The organism is Pseudomonas sp. Y5-11 (genome assembly GCF_022368695.1).
GTDB classification, from domain to species: domain Bacteria; phylum Pseudomonadota; class Gammaproteobacteria; order Pseudomonadales; family Pseudomonadaceae; genus Aquipseudomonas; species Aquipseudomonas parakoreensis.
Genome location: NZ_CP058974.1, coordinates 759,585 through 774,694 on the forward strand (window position 1 = coordinate 759,585; position 15,110 = coordinate 774,694).

General features: G+C 59.8%; 18 protein-coding genes. 12 read left to right on the plus strand and 6 right to left on the minus strand.

Translation table 11 applies throughout. The features are described 5' to 3' along the window. The first annotated feature begins 42 nt into the window (after positions 1 to 42). From HXW87_RS03405 to HXW87_RS03415, 3 genes are all read left to right on the plus strand, one after another. Positions 43 to 483, plus strand: coding sequence for an EamA family transporter (locus HXW87_RS03405; RefSeq protein ID WP_027610340.1), 441 nt, complete (start codon positions 43 to 45; stop codon positions 481 to 483). Positions 484 to 658: 175 nt separating this feature from the next. Continuing rightward, positions 659 to 1,534 (plus strand): Tim44 domain-containing protein, encoded by an 876-nt coding sequence (locus HXW87_RS03410; RefSeq protein ID WP_041073858.1) that lies wholly within the window; start codon positions 659 to 661, stop codon positions 1,532 to 1,534. A gap of 137 nt (positions 1,535 to 1,671) precedes the next feature. After that, positions 1,672 to 2,079: an SMI1/KNR4 family protein gene (locus HXW87_RS03415; protein WP_108184257.1), complete on the plus strand. Its 408-nt coding sequence runs from the start codon at positions 1,672 to 1,674 to the stop codon at positions 2,077 to 2,079. 21 nt (positions 2,080 to 2,100) lie between these two features. Here HXW87_RS03415 and HXW87_RS03420 read toward each other — a convergent pair whose 3' ends face one another. Continuing rightward, complete coding sequence (locus tag HXW87_RS03420) at positions 2,101 to 3,864, minus strand: cation:proton antiporter (RefSeq protein ID WP_041073855.1); 1,764 nt, start codon at positions 3,862 to 3,864, stop codon at positions 2,101 to 2,103. Positions 3,865 to 4,146: 282 nt separating this feature from the next. Here HXW87_RS03420 and HXW87_RS03425 point away from each other — a divergent pair, with 282 nt between their 5' ends. After that, positions 4,147 to 4,629, plus strand: coding sequence for an acyl-CoA thioesterase (locus HXW87_RS03425; protein WP_003229693.1), 483 nt, complete (start codon positions 4,147 to 4,149; stop codon positions 4,627 to 4,629). A gap of 96 nt (positions 4,630 to 4,725) precedes the next feature. On the opposite strand, the gene pdxY is transcribed toward HXW87_RS03425, so the two are convergent. Next, positions 4,726 to 5,598: a pyridoxal kinase PdxY gene (gene pdxY, locus HXW87_RS03430; protein ID WP_047297339.1), complete on the minus strand. Its 873-nt coding sequence runs from the start codon at positions 5,596 to 5,598 to the stop codon at positions 4,726 to 4,728. Positions 5,599 to 5,715: 117 nt separating this feature from the next. Between pdxY and HXW87_RS03435 the strand changes: the two genes are divergently transcribed. Further along, positions 5,716 to 6,129, plus strand: coding sequence for a DUF3301 domain-containing protein (locus HXW87_RS03435; RefSeq protein ID WP_025112628.1), 414 nt, complete (start codon positions 5,716 to 5,718; stop codon positions 6,127 to 6,129). A 1-nt stretch (position 6,130) separates the two neighbouring features. On the opposite strand, the gene HXW87_RS03440 is transcribed toward HXW87_RS03435, so the two are convergent. Further along, on the minus strand, positions 6,131 to 7,102 hold the full coding sequence (locus HXW87_RS03440; protein WP_239778435.1) for a CobW family GTP-binding protein: 972 nt from the start codon (positions 7,100 to 7,102) through the stop codon (positions 6,131 to 6,133). 28 nt (positions 7,103 to 7,130) lie between these two features. Between HXW87_RS03440 and HXW87_RS03445 the strand changes: the two genes are divergently transcribed. Continuing rightward, the gene (locus HXW87_RS03445) at positions 7,131 to 7,487 is read left to right on the plus strand and encodes a hypothetical protein (protein WP_047297341.1); all 357 of its coding nucleotides are present in this window, start codon (positions 7,131 to 7,133) and stop codon (positions 7,485 to 7,487) included. 4 nt (positions 7,488 to 7,491) lie between these two features. Here HXW87_RS03445 and HXW87_RS03450 read toward each other — a convergent pair whose 3' ends face one another. Both HXW87_RS03450 and zigA read right to left on the minus strand, forming a co-directional pair. Further along, the gene (locus HXW87_RS03450; RefSeq protein ID WP_239778436.1) at positions 7,492 to 8,142 is read right to left on the minus strand and encodes a DUF1826 domain-containing protein; all 651 of its coding nucleotides are present in this window, start codon (positions 8,140 to 8,142) and stop codon (positions 7,492 to 7,494) included. Beyond that, positions 8,142 to 9,347 (minus strand): zinc metallochaperone GTPase ZigA, encoded by a 1,206-nt coding sequence (gene zigA / locus HXW87_RS03455; RefSeq protein ID WP_239778437.1) that lies wholly within the window; start codon positions 9,345 to 9,347, stop codon positions 8,142 to 8,144. Before zigA ends, HXW87_RS03450 begins: the two co-directional genes overlap by 1 nt. Before the next feature lie 233 nt (positions 9,348 to 9,580). Here zigA and HXW87_RS03460 point away from each other — a divergent pair, with 233 nt between their 5' ends. Next, positions 9,581 to 9,958 (plus strand): glutamine synthetase, encoded by a 378-nt coding sequence (locus HXW87_RS03460; RefSeq protein ID WP_095669266.1) that lies wholly within the window; start codon positions 9,581 to 9,583, stop codon positions 9,956 to 9,958. Here the strand turns inward: HXW87_RS03460 and HXW87_RS03465 are convergent. After that, positions 9,955 to 11,154, minus strand: a complete 1,200-nt coding sequence (locus HXW87_RS03465; protein WP_095667963.1) for an N-acetylmuramoyl-L-alanine amidase — start codon at positions 11,152 to 11,154, stop codon at positions 9,955 to 9,957. The genes HXW87_RS03460 and HXW87_RS03465 overlap by 4 nt on opposite strands. 84 nt (positions 11,155 to 11,238) lie before the next feature. Between HXW87_RS03465 and folE2 the strand changes: the two genes are divergently transcribed. Genes folE2 through HXW87_RS03490 form a run of 5 tightly spaced genes read left to right on the plus strand, consistent with a single transcriptional unit; the run spans position 11,239 to position 15,110 of the window. Further along, positions 11,239 to 12,135 (plus strand): GTP cyclohydrolase FolE2, encoded by an 897-nt coding sequence (gene folE2 / locus HXW87_RS03470; protein WP_047297345.1) that lies wholly within the window; start codon positions 11,239 to 11,241, stop codon positions 12,133 to 12,135. Continuing rightward, on the plus strand, positions 12,132 to 12,800 hold the full coding sequence (locus HXW87_RS03475) for an ATP-binding cassette domain-containing protein (protein ID WP_095667962.1): 669 nt from the start codon (positions 12,132 to 12,134) through the stop codon (positions 12,798 to 12,800). The genes folE2 and HXW87_RS03475 overlap by 4 nt, the downstream gene beginning before the upstream one ends. Then, entirely contained in the window at positions 12,800 to 13,666 is an 867-nt protein-coding gene (locus HXW87_RS03480) for a metal ABC transporter permease (RefSeq protein WP_095667961.1), read from the plus strand. The genes HXW87_RS03475 and HXW87_RS03480 overlap by 1 nt, the downstream gene beginning before the upstream one ends. 11 nt (positions 13,667 to 13,677) lie before the next feature. After that, on the plus strand, positions 13,678 to 14,553 hold the full coding sequence (locus HXW87_RS03485) for a metal ABC transporter substrate-binding protein (RefSeq protein WP_095667960.1): 876 nt from the start codon (positions 13,678 to 13,680) through the stop codon (positions 14,551 to 14,553). Then, the gene (locus tag HXW87_RS03490; protein ID WP_047297349.1) at positions 14,550 to 15,110 is read left to right on the plus strand and encodes a DapH/DapD/GlmU-related protein; all 561 of its coding nucleotides are present in this window, start codon (positions 14,550 to 14,552) and stop codon (positions 15,108 to 15,110) included. The genes HXW87_RS03485 and HXW87_RS03490 overlap by 4 nt, the downstream gene beginning before the upstream one ends.

Genomic DNA, 15,110 nt, shown 5'->3' on the forward strand with positions numbered 1-15,110 from the left:
CCCACAGGGGTCGGCGTTGGATGATCTAACAAGGATATTTGCATGGGCTCAGGCTTCTTCTCTTCCTGGACATTCTGGGCCCTGCTCTCGGCGACATTCGCCGCGCTGACGGCGATCTTTGCCAAGATCGGCATCGAAAACGTCAATTCCGACTTCGCCACTCTGCTGCGCACCATCGTGGTACTGGTCAGCCTGGCCTTGATTTTGTACGCGACGGGCCAATATCAGTCCTTGGGATCAATTTCCGCCAAGAGCTACCTGTTCCTGCTGTTGTCCGGCCTGGGTACCGGCGCGTCGTGGCTGTGCTATTTCCGCGCGCTGAAAGTCGGCCCGGCTTCGCTGGTCGCGCCAGTGGACAAGCTCAGCGTGGTGCTGGTGGCGGTGCTCGGCGTGATCCTGCTGGGCGAGAAGCTCGACCTGCGCCAATGGGGCGGCATCGGCCTGATCACGGCCGGTGTGGTGATGCTGGCGCTACGTCGTTAAGCGATTTCTCGCTGAACCTATCCCTTTTTCCTACAGACAAAAGTACATGGCCTTATTGCTTCGACGGAGCTGAACGTAACCTGTCAGGCAAAAGCCCGAAACACTCTCTCGCTAGCCAGTAACACTTCAGCTGTGCAACATGGCGCGCGTGTCTCCACAAACGGGAATTCCCTTTATGAAACGTTTTCTTAGCATCGCCATGGCGTTGTGCATCGGCCTGACGATGAGCCTCGACGCCAACGCCAAGCGCTTTGGTGGTGGCAAAAGTGCCGGCGCTGCGCCGACGCACCAGACCAGCCAGATGGCTCCTTCTTCCCCAGGCATGGGCGGCGCAGCAGCGACCGCTGGTGCAGCCGGCGCTGCCGGTGCCGCGGCCAAGGCTGGCGGCGCTTCGAAATGGCTCGGCCCTCTGGCCGGTATCGCCGCCGGTGGCCTGCTCGCGTCCATGTTCATGGGCGGCGGCTTCCAGGGCATGCAGATCTTCGACATCCTGATCATGGCCGTGATCGCGTTCGTGATCTTCCGCTTCATCGCCGCTCGTCGACGCAAGCAGCAGGAGCACCTGGCTCCGGCCGGCGCGCCGATGCAGCGTGAAGTATTCGAACAGAAGCCTGCTGCCATGGGTTCGATCTTTGGTGGTTCGGCTGCTCCGGCTGCCGCTCGTCCGGTGATCAACGCGCCAGCCTGGTTCAACGAACAGCGCTTCCTTGAAGCCGCGCGCAGCCACTTCCAGTCGCTGCAGCAGCACTGGGACGCCAACGAAATGGACAAGATCGCCGAGTTCGTGACCCCGCAGATGCTCGAGTTCCTCAAGCGTGAGCGTGCGGATCTGGGCGATGGCTTCCAGTCGACCTACATCGACAACCTGCAAGTGCAGCTGGACGGCGTGGATGATCGCGCCGACAAGACCATCGCCACCCTGACCTTCAGCGGCGTGTCGAAGACCTCGCGTTTCGACCAGGGCGAAGTGTTCAGCGAAAGCTGGAACATGGAACGTCCACAGGGCGAGAACCAGCCTTGGCTGGTGGCCGGTATCCGCCAGAACGGCTGATCCCCACCGCGTTACGCATGTGGTAATAAAAACCCCGGCTCAGGCCGGGGTTTTCTATTTCGCGGTTGCATCTATAGCGAGCTACTGTATAAACCGGCCCATATAAACCGCGCCATTCAAGCAAGAGGATCCCGGACGTGGAAGAAATCATCGAACAACTGCGCGAAGCCAACGAACCCGTACCGGTTCCCCTGGAGTTGCCCGACGAAGACCAATTGGTGGAAATCGAAGAAGAACTCTTCATCAACATCCCGTTCGTCTTCAAAGAGTTTCTGCTGACCGTCAGTGATGTGGTTTACGGCAGCCTCGAGCCGGTGACCGTCACCGACCCGCAATCGCACACCTACCTGCCGGAGGTTGCAGCCAACGCCTGGGACATCGGTGTGCCGCGCGACCTGATCCCGATCTGCCAGGACGGCGACGACTACTACTGCGTGGAGGAAGACGGCACCGTCGTGCTGTGGTCCGGCGAAGAAGAGCTGATCACCGAAGAGTCCTGGGAATCGGTGTGGCACTGGGCGCGGGACGTCTGGCTGGAAAGCTGATTCGCCAAACGCCCGGGTGGGTCAGTGCCCCGACGACTCCTTGTGGTTGTCGAGGGTTTCCAGCAGGGCCACCTGCATCCGCGTGTGCACACGGATGAACCAGCGCCAGAGCAGCGCCGCCACGGCGGCCGCGACTACGGCGACCAGCACCAGCAACTTGTTGGTCGGCAGGATACTGGCCGACAAGGCTGCCAACAGCAGGAAGATCACCAGCAGCGAGAGGATCGGGATCACTTCGGAGATCACCCGCCGCACTCGCTGCGTGTGCCGCCCGGCCATCTCCGGCTTCACGCCCATCTCCGCCAGCAGCATCGACAGCGCCTTGAGCTTGCGATACGCGGCGATCAGGAACGGCAGCGACAGCAATAGCGCACCGCCCCAGATCAACGCCTTCTGCCAGCTCGGATCAGCGACCCAGTCCTGCATCCACTCCGACAGCCGTCCGGCAAAGAACGCACCGCTGAAGAAGATCGCGATCACCAGCGCCAGGTTGACCCCGACCTGCAACAGAATCCGCCGGATCATCGCCGCCAGCATCGCGCCCTCGCCTTGCGGCTGAATGCTGCGCAGCCACTCGCCGTACATGCCGAATACTCGGCCCAGACGCTTGGGTACCGCCGCAGAGAGTTTGATCGATAGCGGATCGGCCGCGCGGATCAGGTATGGCGTCAGCAGCGTGGTGATCACCGACACCGCCACCGCGACGGGATAAAGGAAGTTGCTGGTGACCTGCAGCGTCATCCCGAGCGCGGCGATGATGAAGGAAAATTCGCCAATCTGTGACAGCCCCATCCCGACCCGCAGTGAGGTGCGTCCGTCATTGCCGGCGATAAACGCCCCGAGGCCACAGGACAACATCTTGCCGAGCACCACCGCCACGGTGATTACCGCGATCGGCCACGCGTATTGCAGCAGGATCATCGGATCGAGCATCAGGCCGATGGCGACGAAGAAGATTGCACTGAACAGGTCGCGAACCGGTTCGATCAGGCGCTCGATCTTCAGCAACTGCCGCGACTCGGCCATGATCGCGCCGATCAGGAAGGCGCCGAGCACCATGCTGTATTCGAGCTTGACCACCAGCAGGCAGAAGCCGAAACACAGGCCGAGCACGGTGATCAGCAGCATCTCGTTACTTTCGAATTTGGCGACATAAGCCAACAGACGCGGCACCAGCAGAATGCCGATCACCAGCGCGACGATCATGAACAACGACAGTTTGCCAACCGTGGAAAACACTTCGCCCGAACTGACCGTGCCGCTGACCGCGATGCTCGACAGCAAGGCGATGATGCCGATGCCGAGGATGTCCTCGACGATCAACACGCCGAAGATCAACTGGGCGAAGCGCTCGTTCTTCATCTTCAGGTCGTTGAGCGCCTTGACGATGATGGTGGTCGAGGAAATGGCGAGGATTGCGCCGAGAAACAGCGAATCCATGGTGTTCCAGTCGAACCAGCGGCCGATTTCATAGCCGATCCAGATCATCAGGACAATTTCGAGGAACGCCGCGATAAACGCCGTGGCCCCGACCTTGAACAACTTGCGCAGGCTGAACTCCAGCCCGAGGCAGAACATCAGGAAAATCACCCCCAGCTCGGCGAGGGTCTTGATGGTTTCTTCGTCGTGGATCAGTCCGAACGGCGGTGTGTGCGGGCCGATGATGAAACCGGCGACGATGTAGCCGAGCACCACCGGCTGCTTGAAGCGGTGAAACAGCACGGTGACCACACCTGCGACCAACATGATCACTGCCAGGTCCTGAATAAAGCTGATGGCATGCATGGTGTGGGCTCCTTGTATGACATGACCCGCCGTGAGACTTCAGAAAGCTCTGAGCGAGTTGGGTAAAAATCCGCTTTTTGTGTAGGAATTGCCCTTGGGCAGGGCCTTTTGCAGGTTAACACCGCGACTTCCGGCTGGAAGGCGGTGCAATATAAGGAAACAGATCGGTCGCGGCGTGACGGCAGCCAGCCGTCTGGCGTCCCGATAACGGTGCTTTTGAAAAAGCCACCAGGCACCCGCAGAGGTGCGTCCAGCCATCCAGCCTTGATCCGTGAGAACGTTATGGAACCCGGAAACGCCCAACTGTCGATGACGGTATTGATGACCCCCGACATGGCCAACTTCTCTGGCAATGTCCACGGCGGTACCCTGCTCAAATACCTCGACGAAGTGGCCTACGCCTGCGCGAGCCGCTATGCCGGCCGCTACGTGGTGACGCTGTCGGTGGATCAGGTGATTTTCCGCGAGCCGATCCATGTCGGCGAACTGGTGACCTTCCTCGCGTCGGTCAACTACACCGGCAATACTTCGATGGAAGTCGGCATCAAAGTAGTGACCGAGAACATCCGCGAGCGCTCGGTACGCCACACCAACAGCTGCTTCTTCACCATGGTGGCGGTGGATGACCAACGCAAACCGGCCGCCGTACCGCCGCTGCAACCGCAGAACAGTGAAGACAAGCGTCGTTATATGCAGGCGCAGCAGCGTCGGCAGATTCGTCAGGAGCTGGAGAAGCGTTATCAGGAGATCAAGGGCGACGCTTAAAGCAAAAGATCGCAGCCTGCGGCAGCTCCTACAGAGGATTAATGTTCACCCCTGTAGGAGCTGCCGCAGGCTGCGATCTTTTGAACAATAACGCGATTACAGACTGATCGCCGTCGCCTCGAATTTCACCCGCGGATGCGCGATCCGGTCCTGCGCCCGCACCAGTTGCAGCTCGTAACTGGCACACGCCTGGGTCTCCAGCAGCACCTCATGCACCGCCGCTGCTGTGAACTCGAACGCCGCCACAAGGCTGTCGCCCAGCAGCACCCGCGCGAGGAACAGCCCGGACGTCAGATCGCCCACGCCCACCGGCTGACGCGGAAACGCCAGCAGCGGACGGCGCAAGTGCCAGCTTTCATCAGCGGTCACCAACAACATCTCGAAACCATCCGCCGGCTTGCCCGGATAATCCAGATGCTTGACCAGCACCGCTTTCGGCCCGCGCGCCAGCAGCGCCCGGGCCATCGCCAGGCAATCGAACAACGACTGCGGCTTGCGCCCGGAGAAGCTGTCCAGTTCCAACTGGTTCGGACACATGATGTCCGCCACCGCCGCGGCTTCTTCCAGCAGAAAGTCGCTGACTTCGGCCGGCACGCTGCAGCCTTTCTCCGGATGGCCCATCACCGGGTCACACAGATACAACGCCTTCGGATTGACCGATTTGATGCGCTCGACACCACGGAGAATCGCCCGGCCCTGCGCGGCGCTGCCCAGATAACCGGAGAGTACAGCGTCGCAGTTGCCCAGCTCGCCAATGGCGGCAATGCCGTCGACCAGTTCGGGGATCTGCTGCGGCGCCAGCACTTCACCGGCCCATTGGCCGTACTGGGTATGGTTGGAGAACTGCACGGTGTTGAGCGGCCAGACGTTCACCCCGACCCGCTGCATCGGAAAAACCGCAGCGCTGTTGCCGGCGTGGCCGAAGACCACATGGGACTGAATGGCGAGCAGATGAGGCGTACGTTTCATTCGGGTTATTCCGTAAAACGATTGAAATTCAAGCCGCGCAGTATGCGACGAAACACAGCCTGTACGACAGACCGGCGACGCAGTTAAGCTGGACCAATCTTTTGGAGTTTCTTGTTGATGCTGACCCTCGAAAACATCTTCGTGCTGATGCTGTTCGCCGCTGCCGGCGCATGGCTTTGGCACAACCACGGCTTGCGCGAGCGGGCGCTGGAGCGGGTCAAGCAGCATTGCATCAACGTCGGCGTCGAACTGCTGGACGGTAACGTCGCGTTGAAAAAAATCGGCTTGATCAAGGATGCCAGCGGCCGGCGGCGCCTGGCCCGGGTCTATAACTTCGAGTTCACCGTGACCGGCGAAACCCGGCACAACGGCACCATCACCCAGTTTGGTGCGCACAGCGCTCAGATTGAACTGGCGCCCTACCCGGCGCCGTTCGACGACACGCCACCGGTGGTTGAGGTTACCCGCCCACGGGCCGAAGTGATCGAGCTGAGCCAATGGCGTCAGGAACACAACAAGTGGAAGCCTTGAACTAACTCACCTGAATCTGGCATTGCGCCAGGCCTGCCTGCAAATCAGTGACATTGTGCGCGTCGGCAAAAATCAGCTCGATACGCGAATCCCGGCGCCACTCACTGGGCTGCCAATCCAGTTCAGCGTTATCCACGGCATTGGCCGAGATCCAGCCCTCGGCGCTATGGATAACCAGTTTCGCCCGCCGCCAGTTCAGGCTCTGCAGCCATTGGCTCAGACGTTGCGTATCGAACCTCTGTCCCGGGTGCCAACGCCAGCCGATGCTCCAACCGCCCTCTTGTGCCTGACTCAGGCAGATCGGCGATGCCGGGTCGCTCCAGAGCGCCGGAATCGGTCCCGCCCCCTGCGGCACAACAAGGTTATCCACACCCGCCAGTGCTTGCGCCGTCACACCCGGCAACTCGCGTAAAGACAGTTGCGCCTGCTGCGTCCAGATCAATTTGACCGCCGGCAAACGCTCGGCGATGGTCTGCCGCACAGCCTCATCCAGACCTTCTGTCTTGTTCAGCAACAGCAGACCGGCGCTGCCCAAAGCGTCCTGCTGAGCGGGTGGCAACGCTTTCCCGGCTGCCAGTGCCTGGGCATCCAGCACTGACACACAGGGCTGCAGCGCCAGTACACCCAACCACGGCGTCTCACCCAACTGCTTGAGCAATTGCGCCGGATGGCCCAGTCCGGACGGCTCGATGAACAGCCGATCCGGTCTGGCCTTGCGCAGCAAACGACCGAGGCCGATTTGAAACGGCGCACCGTTCACGCAACAAAGGCACCCTCCGGCGACTTCGCCCAGTGCGATACCATCGCCATCGCGGGTCAGCAGCGCCGCGTCGAGGCCGATCTGACCGAATTCGTTGATCAGCACCGCCCAGCGCTCGCCTTCCGGCCGTTGGGCCATGAGCTGGCGAATCAGACTGGTCTTGCCGGCGCCCAAAGGGCCGGCGATGACATGGGTAGGAATGTTCTGCAACATGACTGGGCGTTTTCTGAGGGGATTGGACATGCGTTGGATGGGATGGTCGTTGCTGTTGATGTTGCTGTCGAGCGAAGCCTTGGCTCAAGCCTGCGTTGTGCACAGTCAGGGCGAGCGACTCGACGTCAAGGTTTGCCAGCAAAACCGCAGTATTCCCGAGAAGCTGTTCAGCGACGGGTTCTGCCAACCGACCCTGGCCGGGCAGAAAGTCGAGGTGCAGTACGTCGATCAATGCCCGAGCGGCGCGTTCGGCGTGTGCAGCAACGCACAAGTCGCCAATATGCCCTATCGCCAGGATATCCACTATTACGGCGTGGCTTCAGACATGGCGTATTTGAAGCCGTATTGCGAAGGCCAGAGCCAGGGTAAATGGCTCAAGCCTTGAGCCGTCAACCGAGCCAGTCGAGCGTCAGCAGCAACCGTCGTTCACCCGCTGGCAGTTGCGGAGAACGATGGATCAGACCGAAGCCTTCGTTGCCGTGCCATTTCTCGCCTTTCAATAGCGCCACGTCGCCACTCTGCAGTTGCTGGATGTTCGCCATGTCGTTTGGCTCAGCGTTCGCCTGGCCCAATTGCTCACGGTCCATCGCGCCCTCCTCGAGCCACTGACTGCCGATTCCGCCATACGTGGTGATCAGGCGCACCGGCACATGATCGACGTGGAAGCGCGGACACATGGCCTTGTCCAGCACCCGCAGGCGCAGGCCAATACGCCGTGCACCCAGCAGGCAGGCGAAGGCACTGACCAGCCATCTCAGATCAGCGACAAAGCCTTCGTAGCCTTCCAGGTCACGGAACCCGGCGGCCAGTCCACTGAGATCAGGCTCGCCGTCTTCATCCGGCAATTCGAGGCAGAGCGACTGCGTCAGTGGCTCGTTGAGCGACAGCAACAACGCTGCGAAATCGGCGATGTGCAGCGGCAGTTGGCGCTGCCAGACCGCAAGATTGACGTCGTCTTCGAGGATTCGAGTCAGCGTTTTCGGCGTCGCCCCATGATGCTGATGACGTACTCGATTCTGCTGCAGCTTGAGCGCAAGCATCAGGCGGCCTCATCGTGCCAAGGGCCGAACGGATCCGGCAGCGTGCGCCAACGGTCTACGCCAGCAGCCATTTCTTCGTCAGTCAGCAGGCAGGCATCAAGCTCCGACTTGAGCTGTACGAAATCGATGTTCTGACCAATGAACACCAGCTCCTGACGACAATCTCCGACACTCGGCGTCCAGTTTTCCATGATTGCTGCGGTACTGTCCTGATCCTGCGGCCATTGGTTTTTCGGCACGAAACGCCACCAGCGTCCAGCGAAACCGTGGCGCATCAGGCCGCCTGCCTGCGACCAGCTTCCTGCGTCGGAGGGTTTGCTGGCCAACCAGAAAAAGCCCTTGGAGCGCAGTAATTTGCCGTTCGTCCATGGACGGTCAATGAAGCTGTAAAAACGCTGCGGATGGAACGGGCGGCGTGCGCGATAAGCCGTGGAAGCAATGCCGTACTCGGTGGTTTCCGGCACATGCTCACCGCGCAATTCCTGCAACCAGCCCGGGGCTTGGGCGGCTTTGGCAAAATCGAATCGGCGCGTGTTGAGGATCTTCTCCAGCGGCACCTCGCCCATCACCATCGGGATGATTTCCGCCTGGGCATTGAGGCGCTTGAGAATTGCCGTGAGTTCGTCACGCGCCTGGCGGCTGATGAGGTCGATCTTGCTGATCAGCAGTACGTCGGCAAACTCGATTTGTTCGATCAACAGGTCGGTGATCGAGCGTTCATCTTCGTCGCCCAAAGTCTCGCCGCGGGACGCGAGGCTCTCGGCAGCCTGATAGTCGAGGAGAAAGTTCACGCCATCGACTACCGTGACCATGGTGTCGAGTCGAGCAACGTCGGCGAGGCTCTGACCCAGCTCATCGCGGAAGGTGAAGGTTTCGGCGACCGGCAGCGGCTCGGAAATACCTGTGGATTCGATGAGCAGATAATCGAAACGGCCTTCGCGAGCAAGTTTGCTGACCTCTTCCAACAGGTCCTCGCGTAACGTACAGCAGATACAACCGTTGCTCATCTCTACCAGTTTTTCTTCAGCACGGTTCAGGCGGACATCGCGCTGGACTTCGCTGCCATCAATGTTGATCTCGCTCATATCGTTAACGATGACTGCAACGCGCAAACCTTCTCGATTACGTAGTACGTAATTCAAAACCGTACTTTTTCCAGCGCCGAGAAAGCCCGAAAGAACGGTCACGGGAAGCGGAGATGACATTGGATAATCCTCATCAGATGGTGGCCGATGGGCGTTTATGCCGGATTTGGCGTAACGCGCCTCGTTCTAGAGCTTCAAGACAGCGTGACGGCAGAAGCTGACGCTTTAAATCGGCGGACTCAGGCTCAATAAAATTAATGTTATAGTATAACAATATGAATTAGCCAGACCTGCTCTTGCCCAAACCGATAAAGAGCATGAAGCTGCATGCCATCTGCCCGTCGGGAACCGTGATGAAAAATGTCCTGAAATGCTCGCTAATGAGTCTGGCATTGCTGTCGGGTGCCAACGTATGGGGACAAGCGCCGATGCTCGCCAAGTGCACACACAGCGCTAACCTGCTGGCATGTGTCGATGCGCAAGGCAACGCCTACAGCGTGAATACGGCGGGCCGCACGATTTACCTGCGTGGCTTTGAAAAGGACGGCAAACGCTACTGGGCGCAGACCAACAGTCGGTTCGGCCAACTGACGTTCTTCACCGGCATCGCCTCTGACGGCGAAGCCTGGGTCGGCTATACCCGTCGCGTGGGCTGGACGACGATCAATCGCTTCTCCAGCTCAGGCGGCAGCAGCGCGAAGTTCACCTGCAGCCGGATCACCGGCTGCTAAACCTGCACCTTTTGCGCCTGCTGCCAGGCGATGTAGCTGTCGGTTGGCGGGTTCTGCTGGAAATAGCGCTGCAATCCTTCAAACAACCCATTAGCGATAGCCTGTTGATGTCGAGTTGTCACCAGGCGCTGGCTGTCACGCGCGTTGGAAATAAAGCCGGTTTCTACCAGGATCGACGGCACATCCGGCGACTTCAGCACCGCAAATCCCGCCTGTTCCACGCGCTTTTGATGCAATGTGGTGATGCCCTGCAGACTGCCCAATATGCTGCTGCCGAGTTGCAGACTGGCGGCGATGGTGGCGTTCATCGACATGTCGAGGATCACGCCGGCGAGCATCGGATCCTTGTCCTTGAGATTGAGCAGACTGGTCGCGCCAAGCAGATCTGCGCCGTTCTCGCGCTGTGCCATGAAGCGTGCAGTCGCTGACGTCGCACCCCCTTCTGACAGGCAATACACCGAAGCTCCCGACGCCGTCAGTCGCGGCGCTGCATCGGCGTGCACGGAGATAAACATGTCGGCCTTGTGCTGACGGGCAATGTCTACACGCTTGCGAAGGGGCACGAAAAAATCGTCATTGCGCACCAATTTCACGTCGAAGCCCTTCTCCTTTTTAAGACGTTTGGCGAGCAATTGTGCGATGGACAGCACCACGTCCTTTTCCCGCTCACCCTTTGCGCCGACGGCGCCAGGGTCTTTACCACCGTGTCCGGGATCAACCACGACAATGATGTCGCGTTTAAGGTGATGGTTATTCGTGGATGTTTCACGTGGAACCACTGCGCTGCTCAGCACTTTATCGGCGTTCATCAGGTCGAGCACCAAACGGTGTCCTTGACCATCCTGCGGTGCCAAAACAAAGCTGTTCAATACAACGGGAGTGTTCAGATCGAGAACGATCCGGGTATCGCCTTGACCAAAATGCCCGGCGCGGATCGAGCGAATGGCCGTATCTGCTAACGGCAATTGACTGAAATCACCACTCAGACTCGCCCCGGACAGGTCAATGATCAAGCGCTCTGGCGCGCTCAACGTGAACGTTTTGTAGCGCACCGGGCCGCTTAAATCGAAGACCAGTCGCAGCTTTTCACCCGAACGCCAGAGCCGCGCATTTCGCACTTGGGTTGCCGAGACACTGAAGGGCAGAGCCAAGGCTGCGCTGGTCAAAAACAAACTGAGCAAGTGGCGTCTGTGCATATGAAAACCCGTTCATGAAAAAAGCATCGTGATTTGAATTGTTATAATGTAACATCCAATTCAGTCAACACGATGGTTCCGAACATGAATTCGCTGACACTTCCGGATATCGCCACTCAAGCCTCTCGACAAGCATTACCGCTTGAGTGGGTGGGAATGCGCGGCATTGCCTTGCCGGTTTTATTGGATGGCCAGCGTCTGAGCGCTAAGGCAGATGCAGGCGTCAGTCTTGACGATGGTGAGGCGCGTGGCATTCACATGTCGCGTTTGTATCTGGCCTTGGCAACGCTTGAGCAGCAGAACCTTTCTCCACGGGTTTTGCATCAGGTACTGGACGATTTTCTGGCCAGCCACGAGGGCTTATCCAGCAATGCCTACCTGAATATCCACAGCGAAGTGCTGCTGAAACGACCCGCGTTGGTCAGCCCACTGGCGGGGTGGAAAAGCTATCCAGTGAGCATTTCTGCCAGCCTCAAAAACAACGTGTTCCACGTGGAACTCAAGATCGATGTGCCCTACTCCTCGACCTGCCCGTGCTCAGCCGCATTAGCGAGGCAACTGATCCAGCAGCAGTTCATCGATGATTTTGCCAACAAGCCACTGCAGCACGCTGAAGTTCTGGCTTGGCTTGGTTCCAGCCACGGCATCGTTGCCACTCCGCACAGCCAACGCAGCACCGCGCAATTGCACATGCATCTGGACGAGTTTATCGATGAGCTGCCCCTCAGCGTGATCATCAATGACGCTGAAGCCGCACTGGGCACCGCCGTGCAAACCGCCGTGAAACGCGCCGACGAACAAGCCTTCGCGCTGGCCAACGGGCAGAACCTGATGTTCTGCGAAGACGCCGCGCGACGACTCAATCTGGCCCTGCGGCGCTGCCCCGGTGTCAGCGGATTCCACCTGCGAGTGATTCACGCTGAAAGTCTGCACGCCCACGACGCCGTCGCCGAAAGCCACTGGCATCGAGAACACGCATGATCCGCTGCCATTCCTTGAGCTGGGGCGCGCCAAGCCAACCGCTGACTTCACCACTGACGGTCACGCTGGAAAGTGGCAGTCTGAGCGCTATCGTCGGCGCTAACGGCTGCGGTAAAAGCAGCCTGCTGAAAGTCATCGCCGGGCTGCAAAAACCCTTGACCGGAAAAATTGCGCTAGGGGTTCCACGCCAAGGAGGATTGTCGTTCCTGCCGCAACAGCAACACCTCGATCGACAGTTTCCCATCAGCCTGGAAGAACTGGTGGCTGCCGGGTTCTGGGGCCGTCGATTGTCGACCCAACTGCGCGCACAGCGCCTCACTCATGCACTCGATAATTGGCACTTGAGCGGACTCGAGAAGCGCCCACTGATGGCGCTCTCCGGTGGCGAACTGCAACGCGCATTGCTCGCCCGTTTGAGTCTGGCTGACGCGCCGCTACTCCTTCTCGACGAACCCCACGCTGCGCTCGACGAACTGGGTCAGCAATTGCTTTGGCAACACATCCACGCCTGGCACGCCGAAGGTCGAACCTTGTTGGTGGTCTGCCACGACCTGGCCGCCGTCCGCCAACACATCCCGCAGACACTGCTGATCAAAAACCACGAATGCGTGTTTGGCGACAGCGTCGAGCTGATCCAGCAAACACCTGGCACGCAGGTGGCTTGATGCTCACCGTCGCTCACCTTTGGCAACCGTTCAGCGAGTTCCTGTTCATGCGCCGAGCGCTGCTCGGCGGACTGGTATTGGCCTGCAGCACAGCACCGCTCGGCGTTTTTCTTATACTGCGGCGCATGAGCCTGATCGGCGACGCCGTCGCTCACGGCATTCTTCCCGGCGCCGCATTGGGCTTCTGGTTCGCCGGTCTGAGTCTGCCCGCGCTAACGCTCGGTGGCCTGGGTGCGGGCCTGAGCATGGCCGGGCTGGCCGCGTGGATTACCCGTCGCACCGGTTTGCGCGAAGATGCCAGCCTCGCCGCGATCTACCCGATCTCGCTCGCCAGCGGCGTGCTGATTCTCGGCATCGCCGGCAAACGCCTCGACTTGCTGCACTTGCTGTTCGGCTCGGCGCTCGCCGTCGACGGCCCGACCCTCAACGGCATGTTATGGGTCTCGGCCCTCAGTCTGATCGCCATGGCCGTCATCTACAAACCGCTGCTGCTCGACACCCTCGATCCTCTATTCCTGCAAACCGTCAGCCGCCTCGGCCCTCTCGCCCACGGCGTGTTCCTGACCCTGGTGGTGCTCAATCTGGTGATCGGCTTCCAGGCCATCGGTGCATTAATGGTGGTGGGTCTGATGATGCTGCCTGCCGCTGCCTCACGGTTCTGGAGTCGTCGTCTGCCAAGCCTGATTGCCATCTCCGCACTCATTGGCTGCCTGTCGGTGTGGCTTGGATTGTTGCTGTCGTTCGACTACTCGCTGCCCAGCGGGCCGGCCATCGTGCTGGTCGCGGGGTCCGCCTACTTGCTGTCCGTGGTGTTCGGACCGGTTCACGGTCTGCTGCGCCGCCCGCCTTTGCTCACATCCCAATGAGGTGTTTCCCGATGCGCGTTCTACTCGTGTTGTTCAGCTTGCTGCTGTCGATGTCGTTATCGGCGGCGGAAAAATTGCCGGTGGTCACCAGCTTCAGCATCCTCGCCGACATGGTGCATCAGGTCGGCGGCGAGCATATCCAGATCACCAACATGGTCGGCCCGGACGCCGACGCGCATACCTATGAGCCAACACCGGACGACGCCAAAGCGCTGCTCAAAGCCAAACTGATCATCAAGAACGGCCTCGGTTTCGAACCATGGCTTGATCGACTGGTGACCAGCACCGGCACCCAGGCCCCGCTCATCAGTGCCAGCCACGGTGTGATTCCGCGCTCGCTCGATGAAGACGGTGAAACCATTCCCGACCCGCACGCCTGGCACAACCTGGCTAACACTGAGCTGTACATCGCCAATATCACCAAGGCGCTGATCGCTGCCGATCCGGCGAACAAGGCCGATTATCAACGCAACAGCCAGACCTACCTGAAACAGATCTACGCCCTGCTCGCCGAAGCCAAGACCAAGCTCGGCTCGCTGCCACCGGGCAATCGCAAGATCGTCACCAGCCACGACGCCTTCGGTTATCTCGGACAGGCCTACGGCATCGATTTCATGGCGCCGCAAGGTCTGTCCACCGAGCGCGAGCCATCGGCCGCCGAAGTCGCTGCACTGATCACGCAGATCCGTCAGGCCAAGGTCAAAGCGGTGTTCATGGAAAACATCAAGGACGCGCGTCTGCTCAAGCAGATCGCCGAGGAAAGTGGCGCGCATATCGGCGGCACGTTGTACTCCGATGCCCTCGCCGCCAGTGGCCCCGCCAGCACCTTTACCGGACTGTTCGAATACAACCTCAACACCCTTTACGACGCGCTGAGCCAACCATGATCCGCAAAAACCCTTCCGGCGATTTGCCGCAAATTGCCGAGTCGGCCTACGTCGACAAAACCGCGATCATCTGCGGCAAGGTGATCATTGGCGAGAACGTTTTCGTCGGCCCCTACGCAGTGATCCGCGCCGACGAAGTCGACGCTTCGGGCACGATGGAGCCGATCACCATCGGCGCCAATTCGAACATCCAGGACGGCGTGGTGATCCATTCCAAATCCGGCGCTGCCGTGACCATCGGCGAATTCACCTCGATCGCTCACCGCTCGATCGTGCATGGCCCGTGCGTGGTCGGCGACCGGGTGTTCATCGGCTTCAACAGCGTGCTGTTCAATTGCGTGGTCGGTGACGGCTGTGTGGTGCGGCACAACTCGGTGGTCGATGGCCGCGATTTGCCGGACGCGTTCTACGTGCCCTCCACCACCCGCATCGGCCCCAACACCGACCTCTCGCAGTTCCCGCCGGTGAGTGTCAGCGCCTCGGAGTTTTCCGAAGACGTGGCGCGCACCAACGTCGATCTGGTGCGCGGTTACAAAGCCTTGCAGAACGAGTTCTGA